At 59.2% G+C, this 21,654-nt stretch carries 18 protein-coding genes and 3 pseudogenes; 9 read left to right on the top strand and 12 right to left on the bottom strand.

Annotation, left to right across the window (positions count from 1 at the left end; translation table 11 throughout):
* Positions 1-64 precede the first annotated feature (64 nt).
* The 9 genes and pseudogenes from QD461_RS27265 to glmS all read right to left on the bottom strand — a co-directional run.
* Positions 65-520, bottom strand: a pseudogene (locus QD461_RS27265) (ATP-dependent DNA ligase); the annotation flags it as partial.
* 6 nt (positions 521-526) lie between these two features.
* Positions 527-1,135: an aminotransferase class I/II-fold pyridoxal phosphate-dependent enzyme gene (locus QD461_RS27260; RefSeq protein WP_376766902.1), complete on the bottom strand. Its 609-nt coding sequence runs from the start codon at positions 1,133-1,135 to the stop codon at positions 527-529.
* Positions 1,038-1,634, bottom strand: a complete 597-nt coding sequence (locus tag QD461_RS27255; protein WP_092576572.1) for an aminotransferase class I/II-fold pyridoxal phosphate-dependent enzyme — start codon at positions 1,632-1,634, stop codon at positions 1,038-1,040. Before QD461_RS27255 ends, QD461_RS27260 begins: the two co-directional genes overlap by 98 nt.
* A 143-nt stretch (positions 1,635-1,777) precedes the next feature.
* Complete coding sequence (locus QD461_RS27250; RefSeq protein ID WP_135488292.1) at positions 1,778-1,987, bottom strand: hypothetical protein; 210 nt, start codon at positions 1,985-1,987, stop codon at positions 1,778-1,780.
* Positions 1,988-2,137: 150 nt separating this feature from the next.
* Positions 2,138-2,472: pseudogene (locus QD461_RS27245) on the bottom strand (type II toxin-antitoxin system RelE/ParE family toxin).
* Between the two features lie 166 nt (positions 2,473-2,638).
* Positions 2,639-5,809: an efflux RND transporter permease subunit gene (locus QD461_RS27240; protein ID WP_004119743.1), complete on the bottom strand. Its 3,171-nt coding sequence runs from the start codon at positions 5,807-5,809 to the stop codon at positions 2,639-2,641.
* Positions 5,809-6,882, bottom strand: coding sequence for an efflux RND transporter periplasmic adaptor subunit (locus QD461_RS27235; protein ID WP_004119747.1), 1,074 nt, complete (start codon positions 6,880-6,882; stop codon positions 5,809-5,811). The genes QD461_RS27240 and QD461_RS27235 overlap by 1 nt, the downstream gene beginning before the upstream one ends.
* A gap of 424 nt (positions 6,883-7,306) precedes the next feature.
* Positions 7,307-7,837, bottom strand: coding sequence for an FMN reductase (msuE, locus tag QD461_RS27230; protein WP_004119752.1), 531 nt, complete (start codon positions 7,835-7,837; stop codon positions 7,307-7,309).
* A gap of 71 nt (positions 7,838-7,908) precedes the next feature.
* Complete coding sequence (glmS, locus tag QD461_RS27225) at positions 7,909-9,735, bottom strand: glutamine--fructose-6-phosphate transaminase (isomerizing) (RefSeq protein WP_004119766.1); 1,827 nt, start codon at positions 9,733-9,735, stop codon at positions 7,909-7,911.
* Between the two features lie 493 nt (positions 9,736-10,228).
* Between glmS and QD461_RS27220 the strand changes: the two genes are divergently transcribed.
* Positions 10,229-10,945 (top strand): hypothetical protein, encoded by a 717-nt coding sequence (locus QD461_RS27220; RefSeq protein ID WP_004119769.1) that lies wholly within the window; start codon positions 10,229-10,231, stop codon positions 10,943-10,945.
* Between the two features lie 130 nt (positions 10,946-11,075).
* Here QD461_RS27220 and QD461_RS27215 read toward each other — a convergent pair whose 3' ends face one another.
* Both QD461_RS27215 and QD461_RS27210 read right to left on the bottom strand, forming a co-directional pair.
* The gene (locus QD461_RS27215) at positions 11,076-11,585 is read right to left on the bottom strand and encodes an Hsp20/alpha crystallin family protein (RefSeq protein WP_004119772.1); all 510 of its coding nucleotides are present in this window, start codon (positions 11,583-11,585) and stop codon (positions 11,076-11,078) included.
* A gap of 94 nt (positions 11,586-11,679) precedes the next feature.
* Positions 11,680-12,138 carry an Hsp20 family protein gene (locus QD461_RS27210; protein WP_004119775.1) on the bottom strand — a complete coding sequence of 153 codons (459 nt, stop codon included), beginning with the start codon at positions 12,136-12,138 and terminating at the stop codon, positions 11,680-11,682.
* Between the two features lie 273 nt (positions 12,139-12,411).
* Between QD461_RS27210 and QD461_RS27205 the strand changes: the two genes are divergently transcribed.
* The gene (locus QD461_RS27205; protein ID WP_276307826.1) at positions 12,412-12,534 is read left to right on the top strand and encodes a hypothetical protein; all 123 of its coding nucleotides are present in this window, start codon (positions 12,412-12,414) and stop codon (positions 12,532-12,534) included.
* Between the two features lie 182 nt (positions 12,535-12,716).
* Here the strand turns inward: QD461_RS27205 and QD461_RS27200 are convergent, their stop codons facing one another.
* Positions 12,717-13,802, bottom strand: coding sequence for a PHB depolymerase family esterase (locus tag QD461_RS27200; RefSeq protein ID WP_004119777.1), 1,086 nt, complete (start codon positions 13,800-13,802; stop codon positions 12,717-12,719).
* Between the two features lie 634 nt (positions 13,803-14,436).
* On the opposite strand from QD461_RS27200, the gene pmtA reads away from it, so the two are divergent.
* The 7 genes and pseudogenes from pmtA (at position 14,437) to QD461_RS27165 (ending at position 21,533) form a co-directional block, all read left to right on the top strand.
* Positions 14,437-15,027 carry a phospholipid N-methyltransferase PmtA gene (gene pmtA / locus QD461_RS27195; protein ID WP_004119780.1) on the top strand — a complete coding sequence of 197 codons (591 nt, stop codon included), beginning with the start codon at positions 14,437-14,439 and terminating at the stop codon, positions 15,025-15,027.
* Between the two features lie 1,188 nt (positions 15,028-16,215).
* Positions 16,216-17,319, top strand: coding sequence for a DUF3991 and toprim domain-containing protein (locus QD461_RS27190; RefSeq protein WP_240535449.1), 1,104 nt, complete (start codon positions 16,216-16,218; stop codon positions 17,317-17,319).
* Between the two features lie 111 nt (positions 17,320-17,430).
* Positions 17,431-17,943 carry a DUF1419 domain-containing protein gene (locus QD461_RS27185; RefSeq protein ID WP_210305302.1) on the top strand — a complete coding sequence of 171 codons (513 nt, stop codon included), beginning with the start codon at positions 17,431-17,433 and terminating at the stop codon, positions 17,941-17,943.
* On the top strand, positions 17,940-18,134 hold the full coding sequence (locus tag QD461_RS27180; protein WP_028755183.1) for a hypothetical protein: 195 nt from the start codon (positions 17,940-17,942) through the stop codon (positions 18,132-18,134). The genes QD461_RS27185 and QD461_RS27180 overlap by 4 nt, the downstream gene beginning before the upstream one ends.
* Before the next feature lie 384 nt (positions 18,135-18,518).
* Complete coding sequence (locus QD461_RS27175) at positions 18,519-19,262, top strand: NYN domain-containing protein (RefSeq protein ID WP_004119790.1); 744 nt, start codon at positions 18,519-18,521, stop codon at positions 19,260-19,262.
* A 337-nt stretch (positions 19,263-19,599) separates the two neighbouring features.
* Positions 19,600-20,563: pseudogene (locus QD461_RS27170) on the top strand (plasmid partitioning protein); the annotation flags it as partial.
* A gap of 382 nt (positions 20,564-20,945) precedes the next feature.
* Positions 20,946-21,533 carry a hypothetical protein gene (locus QD461_RS27165; protein ID WP_004119792.1) on the top strand — a complete coding sequence of 196 codons (588 nt, stop codon included), beginning with the start codon at positions 20,946-20,948 and terminating at the stop codon, positions 21,531-21,533.
* Positions 21,534-21,654: the final 121 nt, after the last annotated feature.

Raw genomic sequence — 21,654 nt, 5'->3', positions numbered from 1 at the left:
CGGGGTGCTGGTAGCCCGGCATAACTGCATCCGCGTCCCCGTGTACCACGCCGGAAAGTGCCTACCGGCGCTCGGATAGCTCCATCTGGCGGAGATCGTGGCCATCGAAGTACAGAAGATCGAAGGCGTAGAAAATCGCCTCCCCCGAACTCCGTTTACCGCCGCGACCGCCCAGCGCCTGCTGAAGGGCACGGAAGTCTGACCGTCTTACCTCATCAAGAACAACCGCCTCGCGATCGAGGATGGCGTTCCCACCGATCTCACCTGCTGCCGCGGCAATCGATGGAAAGCGATGTGTCCAATCATGGCACCACGCGTAAGGATGCGAACACGCTGCGGCTCGATATGGACGGCCAAGCGGGATCCGTCCCATTTGATCTCATAGACCCAATCGGCACCCTTCGGCGGCTTCGAGCAGTGCAAGGCATGGCTCGACCCGTTCCGGCATTGGGTCAAATGGAAAGCGTGGCTGGCCCTGCCGCTTCTCGCGCAGCGGACTAACCCCTATTCCTTCCGTTATCCAAGATTAAAGTTTGTGTTTAATAGCCTGGCTGAGGCGCTTTGCGCCCTCAACAAGAGTGGTGGGGTGGCCTGCGAAAGTTAGCCGCAGGAAAGAGCCTTCTGGGTCCGCAGGAAACCATGGGCGACCAGCGCCAACGATAACGTCGTTCCGGGCCAGGTCTGCAGCGAGTGCGACATCGCAGACGTGATCCGGCAAGCGTAGCCAAAGGTGCATGCCTCCGGTCGGGACCTGGAACGTCACGCAATCCCCAACTTCCTCGCGCAGCACCCCGACGAGGACATCGCGCCGCTCGATTAGGGCAGCGCGGACGGCCTTGAGATGAGGCTTCCATCTTGGCGCGGAGACAACGGCCAAAGCCGCCGCTTGCAAGGGACCGGAAACAAAAAAGTCTTGACTCGCGCGAGCCACCTTCAGCCGTGCCAGGGCAGCTCCCCTTGCGATAACGGCTGCGACCCTCAAACCGGGTGCAGCCGATTTGGCAAGGGACCTAATATAAACAACGTGTCCATGGCGATCAGCCGTCGCAAGCGGAGCCGGTGCGTTGCCTGCCAGATCGAGATCGCGCGCCCAGTCGTCCTCGATGATGAAGGCGCCCGCCTGCCTTTGCAGCAATGTCGAGGACAGCAGCTCGCCGCTCATTCGACATGACGACGCCCGAAGGATTGGAGAAGGTTGGTTGGCTGTAAAAGACCCGGGCCCCCGTCTGTTCGAAGGCGTCCTCCAGCAGTTCCGGTCGCACTCCGTTTTCGTCAATGGCTACGGGAATGACTTCAAGACCCGCCGCCCGGGCAGCCGACATAGCGCCAGTATAGGTCGGCGTCTCCACAAGAATGGGACGTCCAGGCGGCACAAGTGCCCGTAGCGTCGCAGTGATCGCCGCCTGTCCGCCGTTGCATATGATGACATCGTGGGGTGAGAACACGGCGCCGTTTCCGATCTCGCGCGCGAACCACGCCCGCAATGACTGAAGACCCTCGATCGGCAGTCTATCCCAAAGATCGACACGACCTGCGGCTCGACGGAGCGCGTGTGCCAAAAGGCCAGACGCCTGTAGATCAGGCGGCAGGTAGCCCATGCTCAAGATCAAGCCGTCGGCTGGTGGAAGCGTCAATGAAGTTTCCAAAAAACCACCGTCTCCCCGCGCAGCTCCAAGCGCGACAGATTGCCAAGATAGGTCGACAACCTCGGCGGGACTTGCGGGCCCCTCGCGAACGAAGGTTCCTTTGCCCGGGCGAGCCTCGATCAGGAGCCACCTCACTTCAACGGGAATCCGGGCCGCGCCTCCGTTGCGATGGCACGCGGTTCGAGTTTTTTGAGGATGCGATATCGGCCGGTCGCCTGGAGTTGCTGCACCATATCGTCCTCACTTAAAGCAGCTGACCGTTGGCGCTTGGCAGGCAATGAAGCAGCTGCCTTCGCGGAAGGTGTCTCACTTGAAACAAACAAATCGAACTGCTGCGTCACTCAGTCCCCGACGTTATCTTAGAACGAACTCTCCAGACTGCTGTCCGGCAAATCGGTTAGGCCATCTCCTCCAAAAAATCAGGAGAAAAAGCACAGGATAACGGCGATGTAGCTGATCTGACATGCGTCACAGCCCGACCGTAACGCCTCTCACACAATGATGCATGTTGGTCTACTCAGTGAGTCCAAGACAGGATCGCCGGTCCAGTCTTCATGTCTATGGCGTATTCGGATCACGAAAATTGCTCCGTTTTCCTCGATCTTGTAGACAATAGGATGGGCCTCGAACGGATGAATTCTAACGGTGGCGAAATCTCTTCCAGCTCACGTGCCATTCGCGGGTTGGCGGCAATGAGGTCAAGCACAGCGAACAAGTCATCATGATATCGCCTCGCCTGTGTGGATCCGAACATGCTTACACCTTGTTCGGCGATCGCAATGATGTCCTCTTCCGCCTCAACTGAAAGGCTAAAATTAAAATGCATTATCTGCTGCCGCGCATAGTATCCACACGCGCGACTGCCGCAACAAAGAAGGCGCCGAGCTTCGCACTTGACCGCAGGAGGCAATATCAATGACAGGCCGAGGGTTGGAATTCGCGTGATTTGATCGACAACGAGAAGCGTTTGCCAAAAACGCCTCCAGTCCCGATCAAGGTGTGGGTTCGATGACTTTATGCTGAGATGGAGTCATCTCTAGGGATTTCCCTGTATCGCCGCCGAGATCGCCTGGCAAATTACTGAACTCCGTCTCTCGCCCGCAGGTCGCATGGCGTCGAAGCGCTCGGCGATTGAACGATTTGAGCAAATTTTGCAGGTCGTCGACGAAGGTGAAGATGACCGGGATAATGATGAGGCTGAGCAGCGTTGATATCATCACGCCTCCGATCACCACAATGGCCATCGGCTGCCGGAAGCTGGAATCCCCACCCGACAGGCTGAGCGCGGCCGGCAGCATGCCCGAGGCCATGGCTATGGTGGTCATGACGATCGGCCGCGCCCGCTTGTGGCAGGCATCGACGAGCGCATCGAACCGGGACATGCCTCGGCGACGTGACATGATCGCATATTCGATGAGAAGGATGGAGTTCTTCGTCACAACGCCCATCAGCATGAGAAGGCCGATGACGGCAGGCATCGAGAAACTGGTGCCCGTCACCACCAGCGGCACCAGCGCGCCGCCGAGCGAGAGCGGCAGGGCCATCAGAAGCGTGAGCGGCTGCAGGAAATCGTGGAACAGCAGGACGAGCACCGCATAGATGCAGAACACACCGATCGCCATCGCAAGCGCGAAGCTCTGGAACAGCTCGGAGCTGCGCTGCAACTCGCCCTGTTCCACCAGCGTAACGCCTGGCGGCAGATGCTGGAGAGCCGGCAGCGCCTTCGCCTCGCGGTTGACATCGCCCAGAATGCGGCCGTTGAGTTCGACGGAAACGGTGACATTGCGCATGCGGTCGATACGGTCGATCTCCGAAGGGCTGCCGCCGATGCGGACATCGGCAATCGATCCGAGATCGACATTGCCATTGGTGCCGGCCACCCGCATGGTCTTGATATCATCCAGACTGGTGCGCGTTTCCGGCGAGAAGCGGACGACGATCGGGATCTGGCGTTGCGGCAGGTTGAGCTTCGGCAGGTCGGAGGAATATTCCCCATTTGTCGCCACGCGCACGGCGCTGGCGATCGCATTCGACGTTACCCCGAGCGCTGCGGCGCGCGCAAAGTCGGGCGTGATCTGAATTTCCGGCGCCTGCCTTGCGGCCGTTGATGTCACCGCACCGATGCCATGCAGCGTGCGCAACTGCTCCTCGAGCGCCGTGCTTGCGCTATCGAGCGCACTGGCATCGTCGCTGGCCAGAGTGAACTCGAGCTTGGTACCGTTGCCGATACCGACCGCCACACGCACTCCGGGGAGGACGGAGAGCGCCTGCCGGATATCGTTTTCGATCTCCGACTGCTTGCGGTCGCGCTCATCAATCGGCGTCAGCGTGGCGACGATCGCGGCAGACCCGACACTGCTCCTGGCGACCGTCGCACCACCGCCCGAGGATCCCGAGCCGATAGCCGCAAACACATGTGTCACGTCGGGAATCTCACTGAGAATATCTGCGGCCTTCCTGGTTGCGGCGTCGGTTTGCTCGACAGTGGCGCCGGGCTGCAGGGTGAGCGTGATCTGCGTCCGCGAGTCGTCAGCGGCTGGCAGGTATCCCGTTCTTAAGAGGGGGATAACGGAAAGCGAAACCGCAACGACGACGGCAGTCACGGCCACTGTTGTCTTCCGGTGATCGAGGGCAGCCTTCGCGAGCGCCATATAGGCGCGCATGATTCGGCCATCCTTCTGCTCCGACGGATGAGCCTTCATGAAATAGGCTGCCATCATGGGGGTAAGCAGACGCGCAACGACAAGCGAGGCAACGACGGCAACAGCGGCGGTGATGCCGAACTGACGGAACAGGAGGCCCGGTATGCCGCTCATGAATGCCGTCGGCAGGAAGACGGCGACCAGCGTGAAGGTGGTGGCGATGACGGCCAGCCCGATCTCGTTGGCCGCCTCCATCGCGGCATCGATCGGCCGCTTGCCCATCTGCAGGTGGCGGGCAATGTTTTCAATCTCGACGATGGCGTCGTCGACGAGAATACCTACCACAAGCGACAGCGCCAGCAAGGTGACGACGTTCAGACTGAAGCCCGCCAGGTACATGACCAGGAAGGTCGGTATGACCGACAAGGGCAGTGCCACAGCCGACAGGATCGTCGCGCGCCAGTCCCGAAGGAAGAGCCAGACAACCACGATCGCCAGGATCGCACCCTCATACAGTATGTGCATCGCGCCGTCATAATTGCCGAGAATTGACCCGATCAGGCTGTAGACTGCATGGATCTGCACATTGGGATGCGACGCTGCGAAATTTTTCATTGCCGTGTTAACGTCAGCCGAAACGCTGCTGTCGGAAAACCCGTTCGAACGCTTGATTTCGACGGCGATCACCGGCTTGCCGTCGAGATAGGCCATCGAGGTGCGCTCCGCGAAGCTGTCCTTGACCGAGGCGATGTCGTCGAGTCGGGCCTGCTGCCCGTTAGCGAGCGGTATAGTGAGCTCCCTCAGGGCCTCGACCGACTCTACGGCGCCGAGCGTGCGCAATGTCTGACGCGTGCCGCCGACTTCGCCAAGGCCGCCAGACTTGTCGGCTTGCACGGCCTTCAACTGCGCTGATACGGTCGCGGCGGTGACGCCGAACGACGCCATCGTCGAAGGATCGAGATCGACATGGACCTCGCGATCGATCCCGCCGATGCGGTTGACCTGGCCGACGCCCGGGACCGATAGCAGTGCCTTGGTCAGATCGTTATCGACAAACCAGGAGAGTTCGGTCTCGTTGAGAGCGGTCGAGCGGACGGCATAGGTGACAAGTGCGGAGCTTTGGACGGTGGCCTTCGTAATGATCGGCGTCGCCATCTGTGCCGGCAGATCGGCCTTGACGCTATCGACGGCATTGCGGACCTCATTGAGGGCCGTTTCGCTGTCTTTCTCCAGCTTGAAGGATACCTTGGTCGAGACGGTGCCGTCGGTGATCGTCGTGAGAATATGATCGAGATGGCTCAAGGAGGTGAGGCTATCCTCGATGGTGCGGGCAACCTCCGTCTCGAGCTGCGTCGGCGCAGCGCCGTCGAGCGTGGCGGTGACACTGATGGTCGGCAGGTCCATATCCGGAAAGTACTGAACCGCCAGCTGTTTGAATGCCCAAAGCCCACCAAATCCAAACATCACAAACAGCAATATCGCTGGTATGGGATTGCGGATCGAGAAGGCGGAGAAATTCATCAGTTCTTCTCCGCAATCTTCACGAGGTCATTGTCCGACAGAAAGGCACCGCCTGACGTCACGACCTTCGACGACCGATCGATGCCGAAGACGATCTCGACTTCACCATTGTTGCGGCGGCCGGTTTCGACGCGGACCCGTCGCACCCGCTTGTCCTCGCCGGCGGTGAAGACGTAGCTGATGCCATCCCGGAACACGATTGCGGTCTCGGGGACGGTGAGCGCCGGTGTGGTCTGCAACTCGATGCTGCCCGTGACGTAGAGGCCGGTCCGCGGACGAATGTCGGCGGGAAGCGCGACATAGACGATCGCCCGGCTGGTGTCGGTGCTGACCGAGGGTCCGACAAGCCGCACCTTGCCGGCAATGACGTGACCTTCCGGCCCGTTGATCCTAACGCTCAAGCCTTCCGAAATGCGCGGCAGATAACGCGCCGATACTTCGGCCTGCCATTCGACACGCTGCTGGCGCACCATGCGGAACAGCTCGGTGCCGGTGGAGACGACGGCGCCGAGATCGGCCGAACGCGAGGTTATGAGGCCATCGTCGGCGGCGGTGATAGTCGTCTGCGCAAGCTTGATCTTTTCACTGTCGAGCGCGGCTTCCTCGGATGTCAGGCTTGCCGTCGCCGTCTGCTCGTCGGCCAGATATCCAGTGATTTTCTCGTCGGCGAGGGCCCCCGAAGTGCTGAGCTGGCGTGCACGATCCGCATTCGCCTTGGCCTTTGTCAGATTTGCCTTGGCAGTCACGACAGCCGCCTCCTGCTTGCGAAGGTCCGCCAGCACGCTCTCCTGCGAAAGCCGGGCCAGCGTCTGCCCCTTCGTGACCACGGACCCGACATCCGCCAGGACGTCGGTGATGCGCAGGCCACTCGTTTCGGACGCGATGATTGCTTCCTGCCAGGGCTTCAACCAGCCGCTCGCGGGAACGGTCTCCGGCCAGTCCCGTATTGCCGGCGCCGTCAGAGAAACCGTCAGAGCGGGTGCGGCCGCCTGTTCAGCCATGCTATTGGCGCAGGGAAACTGGAGTGCTGCACAGACAAGAACGGCAGCGAGTAGAAGACACGGTTTTCTCAAATGGCAATTCCTCGCAGTTCACGGGTGTCCGCGCTCAACCGTGGCGTCAAAAATGTCGGCTGTTGTGGTGCAAAGTTGAAATGCCTGACGGTCTCGAAGGTGACAAAACTCAACTGTTCAAAACATCTTGGCGACACCAGTGATGTCGGGCTATTCCGCCGTCCAAAGCAGCAGTTTTTTGTCGGCGACTCCGTCAGAGATCGCCAATCAGCTGCTGGATTGAGCCAGGATTGGGCGCACTCGCCAACTATAACAAGACCACCTACGGCCGGGGAGAGGCTAGCGTTTTGAGGACACTGGCATCCGATTGGACCAGGGAAACACAGAGTCAACGTTGTCTTCGAGGCGGTGAATACCGCTAAATCGCCTCTTAAGGTTCGCGTGGGACAATAGAGCCTGTTGCGCCGACGTTTGCTGCGTCTGGTCATCCTATTGCGTATGCTGCTTCCTCGACAGCCCGGCCTACACGCATGCGGATGGCCTCGGAAATCACCTCCCCGTGGGCGAAGTCATTACGGGTGGCATAGATTGCGGTCGGCATCGCAAGCGCTTCAAAGAACCCGAACAGAGGGCGCAACTGATGCTCGACGACAAGCGAATGACGCTCGCCTCCGCCCGTCGCAGCGATGATGATAGGCTTGCCCCTCAGCGATGTTGGATCGAGCAAATCGAAATAGTGCTTGAATAGGCCGGTGTAACTGCCCTTGTAGGTGGGTGAGCCTACAACCAGGACGTCTGCCTCCAGCATTTGGTCTACGACCCCGCGTGCTTGAGCGCTGAGGTCGTCTAGCCGTTTGGCCGCCAATAGTGAAGGTCCAAGGTCATCGACATCGAAGGACTGCGCCACCGCTCGCGTTTTGATTGCCAATTGCCCGACGATATGGTCGACGAATGTGCGCGTCGTGGACGGTCGTGTTATGTTCCCCGAGAAGCCAAATATCTTCGTTTGCGGCATGTCGATCTCCAAATGCTCAGCAGTTATAAGTCATCTAAACTCTGTCATTCGTCCCTTACGGAAACGATGACCTATTCGACGGTGACTGATTTCGCCAGATTGCGCGGCTGATCGACGTCCGTGCCCGCAAACACGGCCGTATGATAGGCGAGTAGTTGGACCGGCAGCGAGAAGATCATCGGCGCAATGATCTCGTCCACATTTGGAAGAACGATTGTTTGCATCGTGTCGAGCTTCAAGGCGCGAGCGCCCTTCTCATCCGTGATCAAGATGATCCGTCCGCCGCGGGCCGCAACCTCCTGCATGTTGGAAGCGGTCTTATCGAAAAAGCGGTCGTGTGGTGCGATCACGATAACCGGCATGTTCTCATCGATGAGAGCAATTGGACCGTGTTTCAGTTCGCCGGCAGCATACCCTTGCGCGTGAATATAGGAAATCTCCTTTAGTTTCAGGGCGCCTTCCATGGCCAAAGGGAAGCTGGTTCCGCGGCCAAGATAGAGCACGGCGCGGCACTTTGCCAATTCACGCGACAGAAGTTCGATCCTGGGTTGGATGCTGTTGAGCACCTGCCCAATGACGCGCGGCATCTCGGCAAGCCGGGCGACCAGTGTCTGTTCCTCCTTCTCCGTAAGGGTGCCACGCGCCCTGCCGGCAGCAACCGCGAGCGCAGCCAATACGGCGAGTTGGCATGTAAAGGCCTTCGTAGACGCAACGCCGATCTCCGGTCCGGCGAGGATCGGGAACACAGTGTCGGACTCTCGTGCTATCGTCGATTCGGGCGTGTTGACGACTGCACCGGTCTTCAAGCCGTGCTCCTTGCAATAGCGTAGGCAAGCAAGTGTATCGGCCGTCTCGCCCGACTGTGAGATGAAGAGAGCTGCCACCTGTGGCGAGAACGGGATTTCGCGGTACCGAAATTCGGAGGCGACATCAATTTCGACCGGCAGACGTGCGTAGTGCTCGAACCAGTATTTGCCGATTAGTCCGGCCAAGTACGCAGTGCCGCAGGCGGAGATCGCCAAGCTTTGCACGTTGGTGAAGACGGTGTCGCGCCAAGCCGCGACCACCTGATTGTCGCTGAAGTTGATGTAATGGCCAAGGGTATCGGAGATGGCCTCCGGCTGGTCGTAAATCTCCTTCTCCATGAAATGGCGATAGTTGCCCTTGTCGATCATATGGGCCGTCACCACCGAGATCTGCCGCGGTCGGGTGGTGACCTTTCCGTCGATATCGAAGATACGGACGCCAGTCTTGTCGATGACCGCCCAATCGCCGTCGATCAGGTAGGTGATCTCGTTAGTGAAGGGCGCCAGCGCAATCGCGTCCGATCCGAGAAACATCTCGCCGCTTCCGTGACCGATCGCGAGCGGCGGGCCATTCCGGGCAGCCATGATGGTCGAAGGGTCCTCCTCGAAGAGCAGAGCCAGCGAGTAAGCGCCTCGGACGCGCTTCAGCATCGCATGCATAGCTTCGCGCCGGGCCATGCCGTCCCGGCGAAGTCTTGCCACGAGATGCGCGATGACCTCCGTGTCGGTGTCGGTTTGGAACTCGGTGCCGGCCGCGGTCAGCTCATCCTTCAATTCGGCGAAATTCTCGATTATCCCATTGTGGACGACTGCGATGCCGTCGCTAAAATGTGGGTGGGCATTGCGTTCCGTCGGCGCGCCATGGGTTGCCCAGCGCGTATGGCCAATGCCGATTGTGCCCGCCAGGGGCAGTTCTTTCAGCTTTGCTTCAAGGTTGAGGAGCTTGCCCTCACAGCGCCGGCGATGGAGCGCTCCACCGTCGATCGTCGCGACGCCTGCCGAATCGTAGCCACGATATTCAAGCCGTTTCAATGCGTCTATCAACCGGTCCGAAACCGGATGATGGCCGACAATACCCACAATCCCGCACATACATTCTCCGCGTTTTCGCATATCGGCCACAACGCACTCACCTAGTCCGTCAGTCTGGAGTGAGCGAAGCTGCTTCACTCCTTGATCGCCATGACGGCTATCATTCCGTCAGAACTCCGTGGCAAAACCGTCGTGCTGTCGCGCTAAGCCAAATTCAGCGCGTTCTAACGGCACTCGACTTATTGGAAAAATCGATTCTTTGGATCGCACCCATTTACGTCATGGATTATCGCCGCATCGGTTTTCACGCTGGGACGACGGGTGCCGCCTCGGACATAAACCGGCCGGTTTCCCAAGGCAGAGGTAACGTCCGTCATGATGCGCTCAGCAGCCATCATTGGTGCCAGGTATCTACGGAAACCTTGAAAGCGGGACGGTAGGTCCGCTCACACAGCCTTTTAGAAGTCACCTTCGAGCGTTCTTGTGGGAAAGCCTCCCTGGCAATAAATATCGTCTCGACCGCTCATCAAACTCGCACAAAGGATGACTTTTCGTGTCAATTTACTGTTGGAAGTTTATACGGGTTATCGCATTTGCACCTGCTGCTGCGATCATGCTGGCCGCGCATAGCATATCGGCGCAGGAATCGTTCACCACGGTGCAATGGCCAAACACGCCAACGGCACGGATTGAGGCGCTTGCGATTCTCCAGACCTTGAATGCAACTCTCCTGAGTAATGCTAGTGCCACTTTGACGCTCGACCGGTGGTGTGCCGGACACAATCTCGCACCGCAAGGTTCTAAGATCGTTGCACAGCGGGTACGCGGGAGAGACAAGCCCGTCAATAGCCGCATCCGAGAACTTCTGGCGGTCGGCCCCGACGAGCCCATCGCCTACCGACATGTCCGCCTCGTTTGCGGCAATCGCGTCCTTTCTGAGGCTGACAATTGGTATGTTCCGGCAAGGCTGACAATGGACATGAATAAAGCGTTGAATACGAGCGACGTTGCCTTTGGCAGAGCCGTCCAATCTCTTAAATTCACCCGCACAAATCTATCTTCCAATTTGCTGTGGTCCCCTCTTCCAGAAGGATGGGACGTGGAAAAGGAACTACCGACACCCGCAACGGGATCTCTTATACTACCGCCCTTTCTTCTCGAACATCATGCAGTGCTGAAGCTTCAGGACGGCACTCCGTTCAGTGCGCTGGTCGAAAGCTATACGAGCAATGTATTGGACTTCCCGCCTCCACCTCTGCTTACCCACTAAGTGCCCATTGGCGCTGCGACCAAAAGCGCAGCGCCCGGGATGGTATTTTCGATCGCGACCGTAAGACAGCGTCGCCGTTGCCGAAGCTCGTCGGGTGCGTTTGTACCCGGCGAGCTTGCAGCTGTCGGTATTATTCGGTGTTGTCGATGGCGATCCGCTTGACGTTGGCTCGCTCCTTCTCGGTCTTCGGCAGCGTCACCGTAAGAAGGCCGTTCTTGAACGTTGCGGCGACCTTACTCTCATCAAGCTGGCGACCCAAAGCCAGTCGCCGTTCGAAGCGTCCGTAATAACGCTCGCTGAACCCGCGATCCTTGTCCTCGGTATCGGACTTGTTTTCACCACGAAGCGTAAGCACGCCGTCTTTCAGCAGCAACTCGATATCCTCTGGATCGATGCCCGGAATTTCCGCTATCACTCGGATTTCGTCGTCATTCTCCTTGATCTCTACGTGCGGCCACTCGGCGCCAATCGGCGATGTGCCACCAAACAACGATGGCGGACCGAAACTGCGGAAGACTTCGTCGAACAGACGGTTGACATTGCGGTGAAGCGACAGGAACGGGTCTATGTCGTCGCCACGATAGACGTTCGGAACCTGGCTGTTGCCACGGCTCCATGGGATCAGGTCACGTACACTCATGACTATCATCCTTTCTTCGGTTTTTTTCTCCTGTCGTGCGATGACGTCCTTGGCGGTTCGGGAACAGCCGAGGAGTAAGCAGGTGCGCATCACGCTAGGCTTTGGCGCCCTCAATCTGCTTTGAAGCGGCTTTGGCAGTCTCGGCTTGGATGGCAATCCGACGCGACTTCATCTCCACAGGTGTTTCCTTCTTGAGATTGATGAGGAGTAGCCCGTTTTCGAGCTTTGCTCCTTCGACGATCACGTGATCAGCCAGCTCAAATCTGCGCACAAACGACCTTACGGGAAGGCCTTGATGCAGATACAGTGCTTCGTCGTCCTCGGACTTCGCGCCGTTCACCACGAGCATTTTTGCCTCGTGGGTGATCGTCAGTTCGCTTTCGGCAAAACCTGCCACCGCGATCGCGATGCGATACGTGTCTTCGCCGAGTTTTAGGATGTTGAAAGGCGGCCACTTGTCGGCGTTAACGCTGGCATTTTCGAGAAGATCGAATATGCGGTCGAAGCCGATGCTGGACCTATAGAAAGGGGTAAGATCGAGGTTTGTTCTCATAGCTACATCCTCCACGGAGCAACATAGATACGAGGAACGCCAAGAAGCTCGGCGCCCCTGACGTAGTCGACTCTTTTTGGCGTCGACGACAGATGAAATGGGTAGCTAGCGAGGTAGGGTCAAGAGGGCGCGCAAGACTTTTCGAGCGGGAGTGACTCAAACAATCACTATAAGTTCATACGGTTAGAAATCTAGACGTTCGAGAGCTTTGGAATCTCACCATCGTGTTAAAACCGCAAAAATCAAAACCGAGATAGGTTGGCGCGATGCCAAATGGATTACAGTTCGCGCGTCATTTTCATTCCGATGCCGCGCGTAGAAACTCATAAGAACCTCTTTGTCCATGCGCAGAAGGTCGTCACGTTCGATCTCTCGAACGATGGTAATCTGAAGTGAAATTCCTTTCGAACGCTCGGGAGAAGATGCCGTAGGGCGTCGAATCTCGCCAATATGGTCAAGGTTAAGCTCGGCCCCAAGGCGCAACGCGGTTATGATGCCCGCGTGTGGTAACACTCGGTCCACCCAAGGAGAACGGATGTCGCCACGGCGATAACTGCAGGTGTCTTGGCGCTTCGCCGTCAGAGGGCGCCCAGAGCAGCGATCATCTTCATAATGGCGTCCATTTGGACAGCACCCTTGATCGCATAGTTGCTGCCTGTAAAGCCCCACCAGTCCCAACAACCCCGGGGATTATACGGCCTCCGGAGTGACTTATTGACTTGCGGATACAGCACTATGATACCGTTGGTATCCGCCCAGTTATTCAGATAGAGCTTGGTATACCAATCGTCCCCAATCGATTGCTGCGATTGGCGGCAGCCATGGATGGAAACATGCAGTTTGCAGTTGGCCCTAGGCTTGCCGCAGCTGTCGGGGATAAAGACATGCCCCACATCCGCCATGCTCGACACCGGGTTGGCGGCCCCGTAGAGTTTCTGGTCGAACGCCCTCAACTTCCCAGTTGGTTTGGCGGCCGGCTGGTTAAGCTTGCCATAGATGAACTGCAAAATCGCGCCAGCCTGGTCGTAATTGTTGTCGTTGGCAGTATTTGGGGGATCGTTCACACATTCGTTGATGTACGGCGTTGCGTTGGTCGGGCACAAATTCCCGAAGACCTTCGAAACAAACGAGTGACCGGCAGGGTAATTGCTGACATAGGCGAGGTTTGAATCGGGAACTCGGGCCAATTTGAAAAACTGGACGCTAGCATCGACGGCACTTTGCTTGACGATCGTATCGGCCGTACCGCTGAAAATGTAAATCTTCTTTGATCCAAGGTTGGAAAGCGGGTCGATGGCGCCGATCCGCGAAGACGTTTCCGCCGCAGCGAACAACATCGCAGGATTTGGAGGAACGCGCGGCACTTGGCCCATGCAGATTCCCGTATAGGTGAGATTGCCCATAGCGCAAAAATAAGGTCCACCAGCGACAATGCCGGCTCCCATGAAACTTGATGAATACGCGACCTGCAACTGCGAGGCCATGAACGCTCCCGATGATAGGCCCGACACCGAGATCGCGTTGCGATCGATCTTCAGTTTTGGCAGCGCTTGGGTTTGTGCCACCCCGGTCAGCAGCAGCAGGCTGAAACTTGCGGTGACAATTCGTTTAACCAGGCTACAAAACCTGGTTTTCTTCCAATCCGGAAAAATCTTTGCGCTCATACCCTCATACCCCTTTGCGGGAATAGCTTTGGTCGCGCCCTTAAATTTGCGACCAGATTGTCAGAGGAGGCTTTTCGTGCCGCATGCGGTTCACTGCCCCTGCCGAAAGCCACAGATTCGATTGCAATTGTTGCCGCGCTGCTAAACATAGAAGATGCCCAACCTCGGATCGAATGTCGTGGTGCATTCCTCCACGACTGATTTCGTACAAATTTCATGCCACCAAAAACGGCATATCATCAAAATGTCGGGGCATGGCTCCTCGCCCGTGCGCCGCGTCGACGTATTCCGACAAAATCGTATGTCGCTCGCTTTTGGAGACGTGACGAATTGATTGGTTCGTTGACAGCCTGATCGGGGAGCCCTCAGCGATCATTGTGAGTGTGCTTTAACTGTGATGGAACTCCCGAGAATATGGTAAAGCTGGCATTTCTTTCGAAGTATGCCGGTCTGAACCGGAGAACCAAGGCGCCCAAAGGGCGTGGCTTGGTAGTGAATGGTGCTCGCCGCGGGTTTCTTTTATGAGCAAAAGGCGATGTTGAGCTGAAAATGCCGCCGCCGGGCTTGCATTTGTCGCATTTTGACGGTGTTTGTCGCTCCCATGATTCTGATCGGGTGTCAAAGCGGAGGCAAAATGGGCGTGCGGCAGCGGCTGGGGTTGAAGTTCAAGGATGAGATCGCGTTCCTGAAGGGCTGGAAGCGCGACCGCACAGCGGTAGGCGCCATAACGCCCACTTCCGTTGCGACGGCAAAGAAGATGGCAAGCGTTATCGATCCTTTCTCCAGCCTTCCTGTCCTTGAACTGGGTCCGGCAACCGGCGTAATCACAAAACAGATCCTGGCGCGCGGCGTTGGGCCCAAGGAGCTCTTGTCCATCGAGTATTCGCCCGAGTTCTGTCGGCATCTTCAGCAGGAGTTTCCCGAGGTCGACGTTCGATGTGGAGACGCCTTTGCGCTGGATCTCGTTCTGGGCGCTCAGCGAGGTGCAAAGTTCGACTGCGTCATCTCCGCTGTGCCCCTCCTTCATTTGCCGCCTTCAAAGCGATTGTCGCTGATCCTCGATCTTCTCGAACGGATTCCGACAGGGCGGCCCGTCGTCCAAATCACCTATGGATTGCTCTCTCCAGTCGTCGCGCTTCCCGCCGGATACGAGGTCCGTCATCTGGCTTTCATGATGCGCAACATTCCGCCGGCACAACTTTGGACCTACCGAAAGACGAGATGACCTCGGCCATCTCATAAACATTGATCGAAAAGTTTTGATCGCTGGGCTGATGACGAACGCGACCGATGTGGAAAGCGCTTGGGCGGCTTTCCAGACGCGCGCTGCCCTTCGTTCGACCAGCGCCCAGAGCGGGCCGAACGATCGAAGATCGAGGCCTCGCGGCGGCCAAGAAATGTCCGTCTCTATCTCATCGCGGACAATCGCTCCGGCAGTCACACCGCGCCGGCGGTTTGCTCAATGTCATCACGTTGATCGTGAAAATGGCGCTGACTGCCCAGCGCTTTCGGGAAAAAGGGCCGCCGTAAGAAGGGTGTTGCTCGCGCCGGGGATTGGATCCAGCGACTGCAACGGGCATTGCGCCAAAGCGCATTGCAAAGCCCGCCAAAGCGCCATCCAGATTGCAAAAGTCGATCTGTTGGGCACCAAAAGCGGCCTCATAGAAGTCGGCAACCTCTGTTCCCGGCCATCCTCTAAGCTAAGAACAAAGACATTCCGATGCTGATATCGTTGGCTATCTCAATCCTCTCTCATCAGGGGAATCACCGAGTTCAAATATGCCATAAGCCGGTCGATACGATGGCATCGCGCAGGCAGGCGGCCGATGAAATCCGCCCGGCATTTCGAGACCGCAGGCCGCAGATCGTGACCTGGTCGATGCAGTCGAGCGTCGTTGCGTGAGGCACCTCCCTAACCAGTCCAATCCCGCTCTCTGTTGATGGAGTCCTGGCCCGGTTCCGGATCTTCCACCCGCGAGCGGTCCGCTAGCCATGCTGCGGCCGCTTCCGCGTCGCGCAGCGGTGATCGCGCCCTCCCCGGGCGGGCCTTTTGTGGAGTGATCGAGCGGGAATTGGGCCGCTCCGAAGGAACCACTCACATGTCGCACGAATCTCTCACTCGCCCAGTCCCACGCTTTCCAGCTCTCCCGCAACCTGATGGTCCCGGTCACCCTCTTCTCCGTCGACGGCGGATAACGGCGTCCTGCCGTCCGACGCAATCGACGCCGATGAACGATCTTGAGATCGTCCATGAATACACGCCTTGGCATTGAGCCGGCGGCATGGCCTGCGGCGTGCCGCTAGCGAGCGGCAGGCCGCAAGGGAGGCTTCGCCGCGGTCGACCTTGCACGATTCACCAAATTGCCAGCCGCGCCCTTGCGTCCTTTGCTCTTCGCGGCCGCTGAAGTGGCCGATGAATAGAACTGACGAGCAGGAGGCGATCGCTTTCGCGATCGGAAGGAAAATGGAGAGAAGAGAAATAGAATCGCTTCGCGACAAGGTAAGCTGCGCCGCCGTGCTGGATAAGAACGGGTTTGCCATTGACGTCAAGGAAAGCACCCGGCGGGCGGTCAAGTACCGCCGCGGCAGTGAGATCATCATCGTGACGCATGGAGGGCGTGGATGGTTCGATCCGCTCAGCGATGCGAAAGGCGATATCTTTGGATTGGTCGAGCACCTTGACCGTGTTGGCTTTTCGGCATGCGTCGCAAAGGTCGCGGACCTCATAGGCTTCCATATTTCCAAGGCTGAGTGGCAGCCTGGCATTCCGGACGGCCAATCCGACCTTCCGCTTGGCGATCGCTGGCAGGCGCGCCGCCGCCCCTGGCGGGGTTCATCAACATGGCGGTACCTGCAGGACGTGCGTTGCCTGCCGACGGTTCTTTTATGCTCGGCGATCAAACGCAACCTTCTTCGCGAAGGTCCGCAAGGCACCATGTGGGCCGCCCATACGAACGAGGCAGGCGGTGTCACAGGCTGGGAGGCGCGCGGTCCGCAATACCGCGGGTTCGCCTCGGGAGGAACGAAGGTTCTCTTTCGTCTGGGGTCGCGTGCAGCGGTGCGACTGGCCGTCACGGAAGCTGCGATCGACGCGATGAGCCTTGCGGCAATCGAGGGCCTGCGAGACGGCACACTCTACCTCAGCACCGGCGGCGGCTGGTCGCCGACCACGGCCGCGGCACTCCGCAGGCTTGCGTCGGGCCCCAACGTCCAGCTTGTCGCTGCCACCGACGCCAACCCACAAGGCGAGATGTTTGCCGAGCGACTACGCGCACTTGCCGAGGAGGCGGGATGCGACTGGATGCGACTTCGCCCGTCACAAGAAGACTGGAACGAAGTTCAGAAGCTACGCCCGAAGCGGGGCAGCGAGAAACAGAAATTGGAGGAAGAAGCGAAAGAGGAAGAGGCGTGCCGCAGGCGAGCCGGCCGCGTCAAGGGAGGCTTCTCCCGGCTAAAGCCAGCCCTGGATGCGGGAGGTCGCGATGCCGGCGGCAGGAAACGGATCACGAAGGACTGAAGAAGATGGCAGGGTCGAGAGGACTGAGCCGCGCTTGGTCCGCCCGCGCAAGGAGCCGCAAATGGCCTCTTCCCTCCGCAAGTGTTTCAGGGCGTCGCAAGCCGCCAGCAGATGTTTCCCACGTTCGACCGCCACGTCCAGCGACCCGATCGTCGGGACCGTGACGCAACTCCGCTCTATGCAGGCGAATGGTTCGAAATCCCCGAGGCCGAGCACGATTACATGTTCGAGATCCTGCCGCCGCTCTGGATCCGCGGCTCGCTGTTCGCGATGCGGGAATTCCTCACCGGCTCGGTGACATACGTGTTCTTCGCGCTGCGCATCGACGAGGCGATCCGTTACTTCCACGGTTACTGCGACCTCTCCGACAAGGTGTACGACGAAGTCGCCGCCAAGCTGCCGGTCCAACTGCGCCACCTCCCCGCGCCGATCGCATCTGTGCGCGACCTGGTTGCGCGCGGCAGCGCCGATGCCGCGACGTATGGCGGTTACCGCAATCGACGGCTATCACTACACAACCCTGCTGCAGCGCACCGGCGCAACCCAGGAGCTCGATCTTGCCGTCACCATGACGCCGCTCGGCGCGGTTTCACGGCTCGAGCATGCGCTCGACGGTGTCGATGAGGCGCAGGAGCGCTATCGGTATCGCTTGCACGAGGCCGAGCGGCGGTCTTGTCTCCTATCGCTCGCGCGACGGCGGCATGTTCGCGTTCGCGGACGACCTTTCCGACAAGCGCCAACAGGTTCGGGAGGTCGATGAGGTCCTGGCGACCGCGGCGCGCGGGGAAACGGCGGGGACGTCTGACGCCGCTTGACGATCAAGCCCGTCTCGATGGGTCGTCCGTGGCGGTGCAGCACGCGCATAGCTGCATTGCACAATAAATGTTTTCCTTCCGATCAAAAATTAATCATAGTGCACACAGCTGATGCACATGGCGGATTTCCTCCCAGTGCCGCCGCAGCAGCTGTTCCCCTCTGGAGGTTTATTGACCTTCACGCTTCATGGGCCGCGGTTTTCGCTGGCCCATTTTTTTTGTTCAGGTCATCCGACGATTTATCCGCGCACGATCCTGACGCGACTCCCCTTGCCAGCAAACTGCGCGTGGTCCGATAGCATCTGACACTTTCGGGCTTGTGAGGCATGGGCCCCTTGTCCATCTTGTGGTCTTCGGTCCATTAGGACAGATTGGAGCTATCGAATGCCTGAAACACGTTCACCGCGACTTGCTGTACTAATTGACGCTGACAATGCGTCGGCCAAGATCGTTGACGGCTTATTCGAGGAAATAGCCAAAATCGGCGAGGCGAGCGTCCGACGCATATACGGTGACTTCGCAAACGCTCGCTCGAAAGCCTGGATCGACGTCCTTGCCAGGCACGCGATCATTCCGCAGCAGCAATTTGCCTACACGACCGGTAAAAATGCCTCTGATATCACACTTGTGATCGACGCCATGGACCTCCTCCACAGCGGGCGCTTCGACGGCTTTTGCCTTGTTTCCTCCGACAGCGATTTTACACGCCTCGCCTCTCGGATCCGTGAGCAAGGCATCGATGTGTTCGGTTTTGGCGAGCAGAAAACGCCCGAAAGCTTCCGCCAGGCGTGCCGGAGGTTTATCTACACTGAAAACCTCCTCTCTTCAGCGCCTACAAATGGTGGCGATGCTACTCAGGCAACTCCTTCGCTCCAGCCGCCAAGTGCAGCGGCGCCGATCATCAGAAAGGTCATCGCGCAGATGGAGAGTGAGGATGGTTGGGTGCCGCTCGGCGCAGTCGGAACGCAGCTTGCGAACCTCTCTTCAGACTTCGATCCCCGAACATATGGATTCAGGAAGCTCAGCGACCTCGTGAAGAAGACAAATGCGTTCGAGATAGACCATTCGGACAGCAGACCTCTGCGCATCCGCGTCAAACAACCTTCTGCCAAGAAAAGCGCCAAGTGACGTTTAGTACGGGTCTCCATCAGCACGTTTTGGTTCGCCGCATCCTCCAAGCTTTGTGGTGAGAGAGCAAGGGATAGGCGAATGGAAATGGAAGAAAAGATGGAGGAAGACTACTCGCAGATCGAGTAGCCGGGCGTCGCTGACGCTCAACCGCGCCGCTCGCAATGGCGGCCACTGGTCCTCGCAGGGCTGTCAGCTCCGCTCGTCCTTCGCGGCAGCGATGCTCGGCCGCAGTTGCACCCGGCTGCCCGCTCCGCGCTTCGGGTCGTGTCTTCGGAAGGAATGAAGACGCGAAGGACAGGCAGAGGCCTGTCCAATCCTCGAAAAGGAATATCCCATGCAATTGATGAAGGTCGATCCGCGTGCGTTAAAGGACGACCCCGACAACACGCGCCAGTCGAAGTCGACGCCCCAGGCCGACGCCCTGCTTGGCGACGATCAAGGCCGTCGGCGTGATCCAGCGCCGGTCATTTCCCGGAAGCCGGCGGCAACGGTTACATCATCGAAGCCGGTCACCGCCCCACCAGTGTGGCGATCGCCGCCGGTATCGAGGAAATCGACGTGGTCGTGGTCGCGGTGGCCAACGACAACGGCGCGATGCGCTCGATGACCGAGAATATAGCTTGTGCCTTAATCCCATCGATCAATGCGCGGCATCGAGCGGCTGGTCGCGCTCGGCTGGACCGAGGAGGCGGTCGCCGTAGCGCTTGCCTTTCCCGTCCGCCAGATCCGCAAGCTTCGTCTGCTCGCAAACCTCTTGCCCTCCATGCTCGATCAGATAGCCAAGGGCGATATGCCGAACGAGCAGCGGCTCAGAACGATTGCGGCCGCCTCGCACGACGAGCAAAAAGAGGTCTGGAAGGCCCACTAGCCGAAGAAAGGCGAACGGCGGCCTGGTGGCAGATCGCCAACGGTCTCACAAAGACCCGTATGTATGCACGTGATGCAAGCTTCGGCGACGATCTGCGCCAGGCCTATGGGATCGAGTGGGCGGAGGACCTGTTCGGCCCTGCCGATGAGGACAATCGCTATACCACCAATGTCGAAGAGTTGCTTGGCGCCCAGCAGGAATGGATGGCGAGCAACGTGCCGAAGAAGGGTACCATCGTCGAAGTCAACAATTGGGGCCAGCCGGACCTGCCGAAGAAAGCCGAACGCGTCTACGGCAAGCCAGGCAAAGGCGACTGTACCGCGATCGCGAGGGCAAGGTGCACAGCGTCCACTGCCGGATGCCGGAGGTCAGGAAGCCCACCGGTCAGACCGGCCCGGCAGCTGATGGGGCGGAGGAGGCCCGTAACAGCCGAGGCCGGCTGATCCGCAAGGAGGGCGAGCGCAGCCTCGGCGCCACCAGCCTTTCGTGGGAGCGCCTGTCGTTGATTTGAGGACGTCACCTTCCTCCCCATGCCGGATTGCCCTTCGTTTTGCTGCGGTCTGAACCGGCGGCCGTGCGCTTCCAGGCCGCTATCGCGCCGCGGAGCGGCCGGACCCCGCCGTCCTTCACGGAGCAGGCTTGCGTGCTTTATCGAGGACAGGTTGCCCTCTTCGCACGCAAACCGGCTCCGCTCGTCCAGGAGGGGCCGGACCTTGAGGCGCCCGTCTTTCCGCCGGTCCGGGGTGACCGCACCGAAGGGCAAGCCGGCATGGGGCCGGAGCCGCTTCGGACGACCTCGAAAGGAAACGACCATGGCCAAGTCCACTCCCTCATCCCGGCAATCCACGCGTGTCGTGCAACTGCGCAAAGGCGCCACCGTCGACATGGTTCGGCTGACTTGCCCCGACGCCATGCAGGCGCTGAAGATCGCCGAGAGTTTCGGAACCGCCGTCATCGACAGCGACGGCATCCGCGACCTGCACGAGCGGCTCGTCACGGAGACAGCCGACGCGCTCGGCGACGGCCTTGGCGACAAGGCCATGCAGATCCACCTGCAACGGATCGTCGGCGCCTACGTCGGCTCCGCCCATGGCGCCGGCCAGTTCTACAGCCGCGCGGTCACCGAGGCACGCGATGCCACGGCCAAGGCCGCCAACGATGCCCGGGACGAGGACCTCGACGGTCCCGTCGGCTATGACAGCGCCGCCCAGCGTAAGCGCGAATTTGCCGCCGACATGGGCATACAGGCCCATTCGCTCAGAATGGCGGCGGAAGGCGCCGTCGCCGCCTATGTCCAGGTGATCGGCGAGAGCTGGAAACCGTTCGACCGTCCCGTCGAACAACCGGGCCGCGCGCTCGACCGCAAGGCTGCCGAAGCGCAGATCTCCGCCTTCGACTAGCCACTTCCGGCGGGGTTCCGGCCCCGCCTTTTCCATCAACTCGAGCCGGCCGGTTCCATGGCGGGACCGGCCTGTTGTCGTTTTGCGAACCCGGCCAGCAAGGAAAAAGAAATGAAGCCGA

It is taken from the genome of Rhizobium sp. BR 314 (assembly GCF_047445805.1).
GTDB lineage: Bacteria > Pseudomonadota > Alphaproteobacteria > Rhizobiales > Rhizobiaceae > Rhizobium > Rhizobium lusitanum_B.
This window is presented reverse-complemented; position numbering and strand designations above follow the sequence as displayed.

Coding starts and splice junctions, on each gene's coding strand:
- QD461_RS27240 (WP_004119743.1), bottom strand. CDS start 5,809: ATGAATTTCTCCGCCTTCTCGATCCGCAATCCCATACCAGCGATATTG.
- msuE (WP_004119752.1), bottom strand. CDS start 7,837: ATGCCGCAAACGAAGATATTTGGCTTCTCGGGGAACATAACACGACCG.
- glmS (WP_004119766.1), bottom strand. CDS start 9,735: ATGTGCGGGATTGTGGGTATTGTCGGCCATCATCCGGTTTCGGACCGG.
- QD461_RS27215 (WP_004119772.1), bottom strand. CDS start 11,585: ATGAGTGTACGTGACCTGATCCCATGGAGCCGTGGCAACAGCCAGGTT.
- QD461_RS27210 (WP_004119775.1), bottom strand. CDS start 12,138: ATGAGAACAAACCTCGATCTTACCCCTTTCTATAGGTCCAGCATCGGC.
- QD461_RS27205 (WP_276307826.1), top strand. CDS start 12,412: ATGGATTACAGTTCGCGCGTCATTTTCATTCCGATGCCGCGCGTAGAA.
- QD461_RS27200 (WP_004119777.1), bottom strand. CDS start 13,802: ATGAGCGCAAAGATTTTTCCGGATTGGAAGAAAACCAGGTTTTGTAGC.
- pmtA (WP_004119780.1), top strand. CDS start 14,437: ATGGGCGTGCGGCAGCGGCTGGGGTTGAAGTTCAAGGATGAGATCGCG.
- QD461_RS27190 (WP_240535449.1), top strand. CDS start 16,216: ATGAATAGAACTGACGAGCAGGAGGCGATCGCTTTCGCGATCGGAAGG.
- QD461_RS27185 (WP_210305302.1), top strand. CDS start 17,431: ATGTTTCCCACGTTCGACCGCCACGTCCAGCGACCCGATCGTCGGGAC.
- QD461_RS27180 (WP_028755183.1), top strand. CDS start 17,940: ATGAGGCGCAGGAGCGCTATCGGTATCGCTTGCACGAGGCCGAGCGGC.
- QD461_RS27175 (WP_004119790.1), top strand. CDS start 18,519: ATGCCTGAAACACGTTCACCGCGACTTGCTGTACTAATTGACGCTGAC.
- QD461_RS27165 (WP_004119792.1), top strand. CDS start 20,946: ATGGCCAAGTCCACTCCCTCATCCCGGCAATCCACGCGTGTCGTGCAA.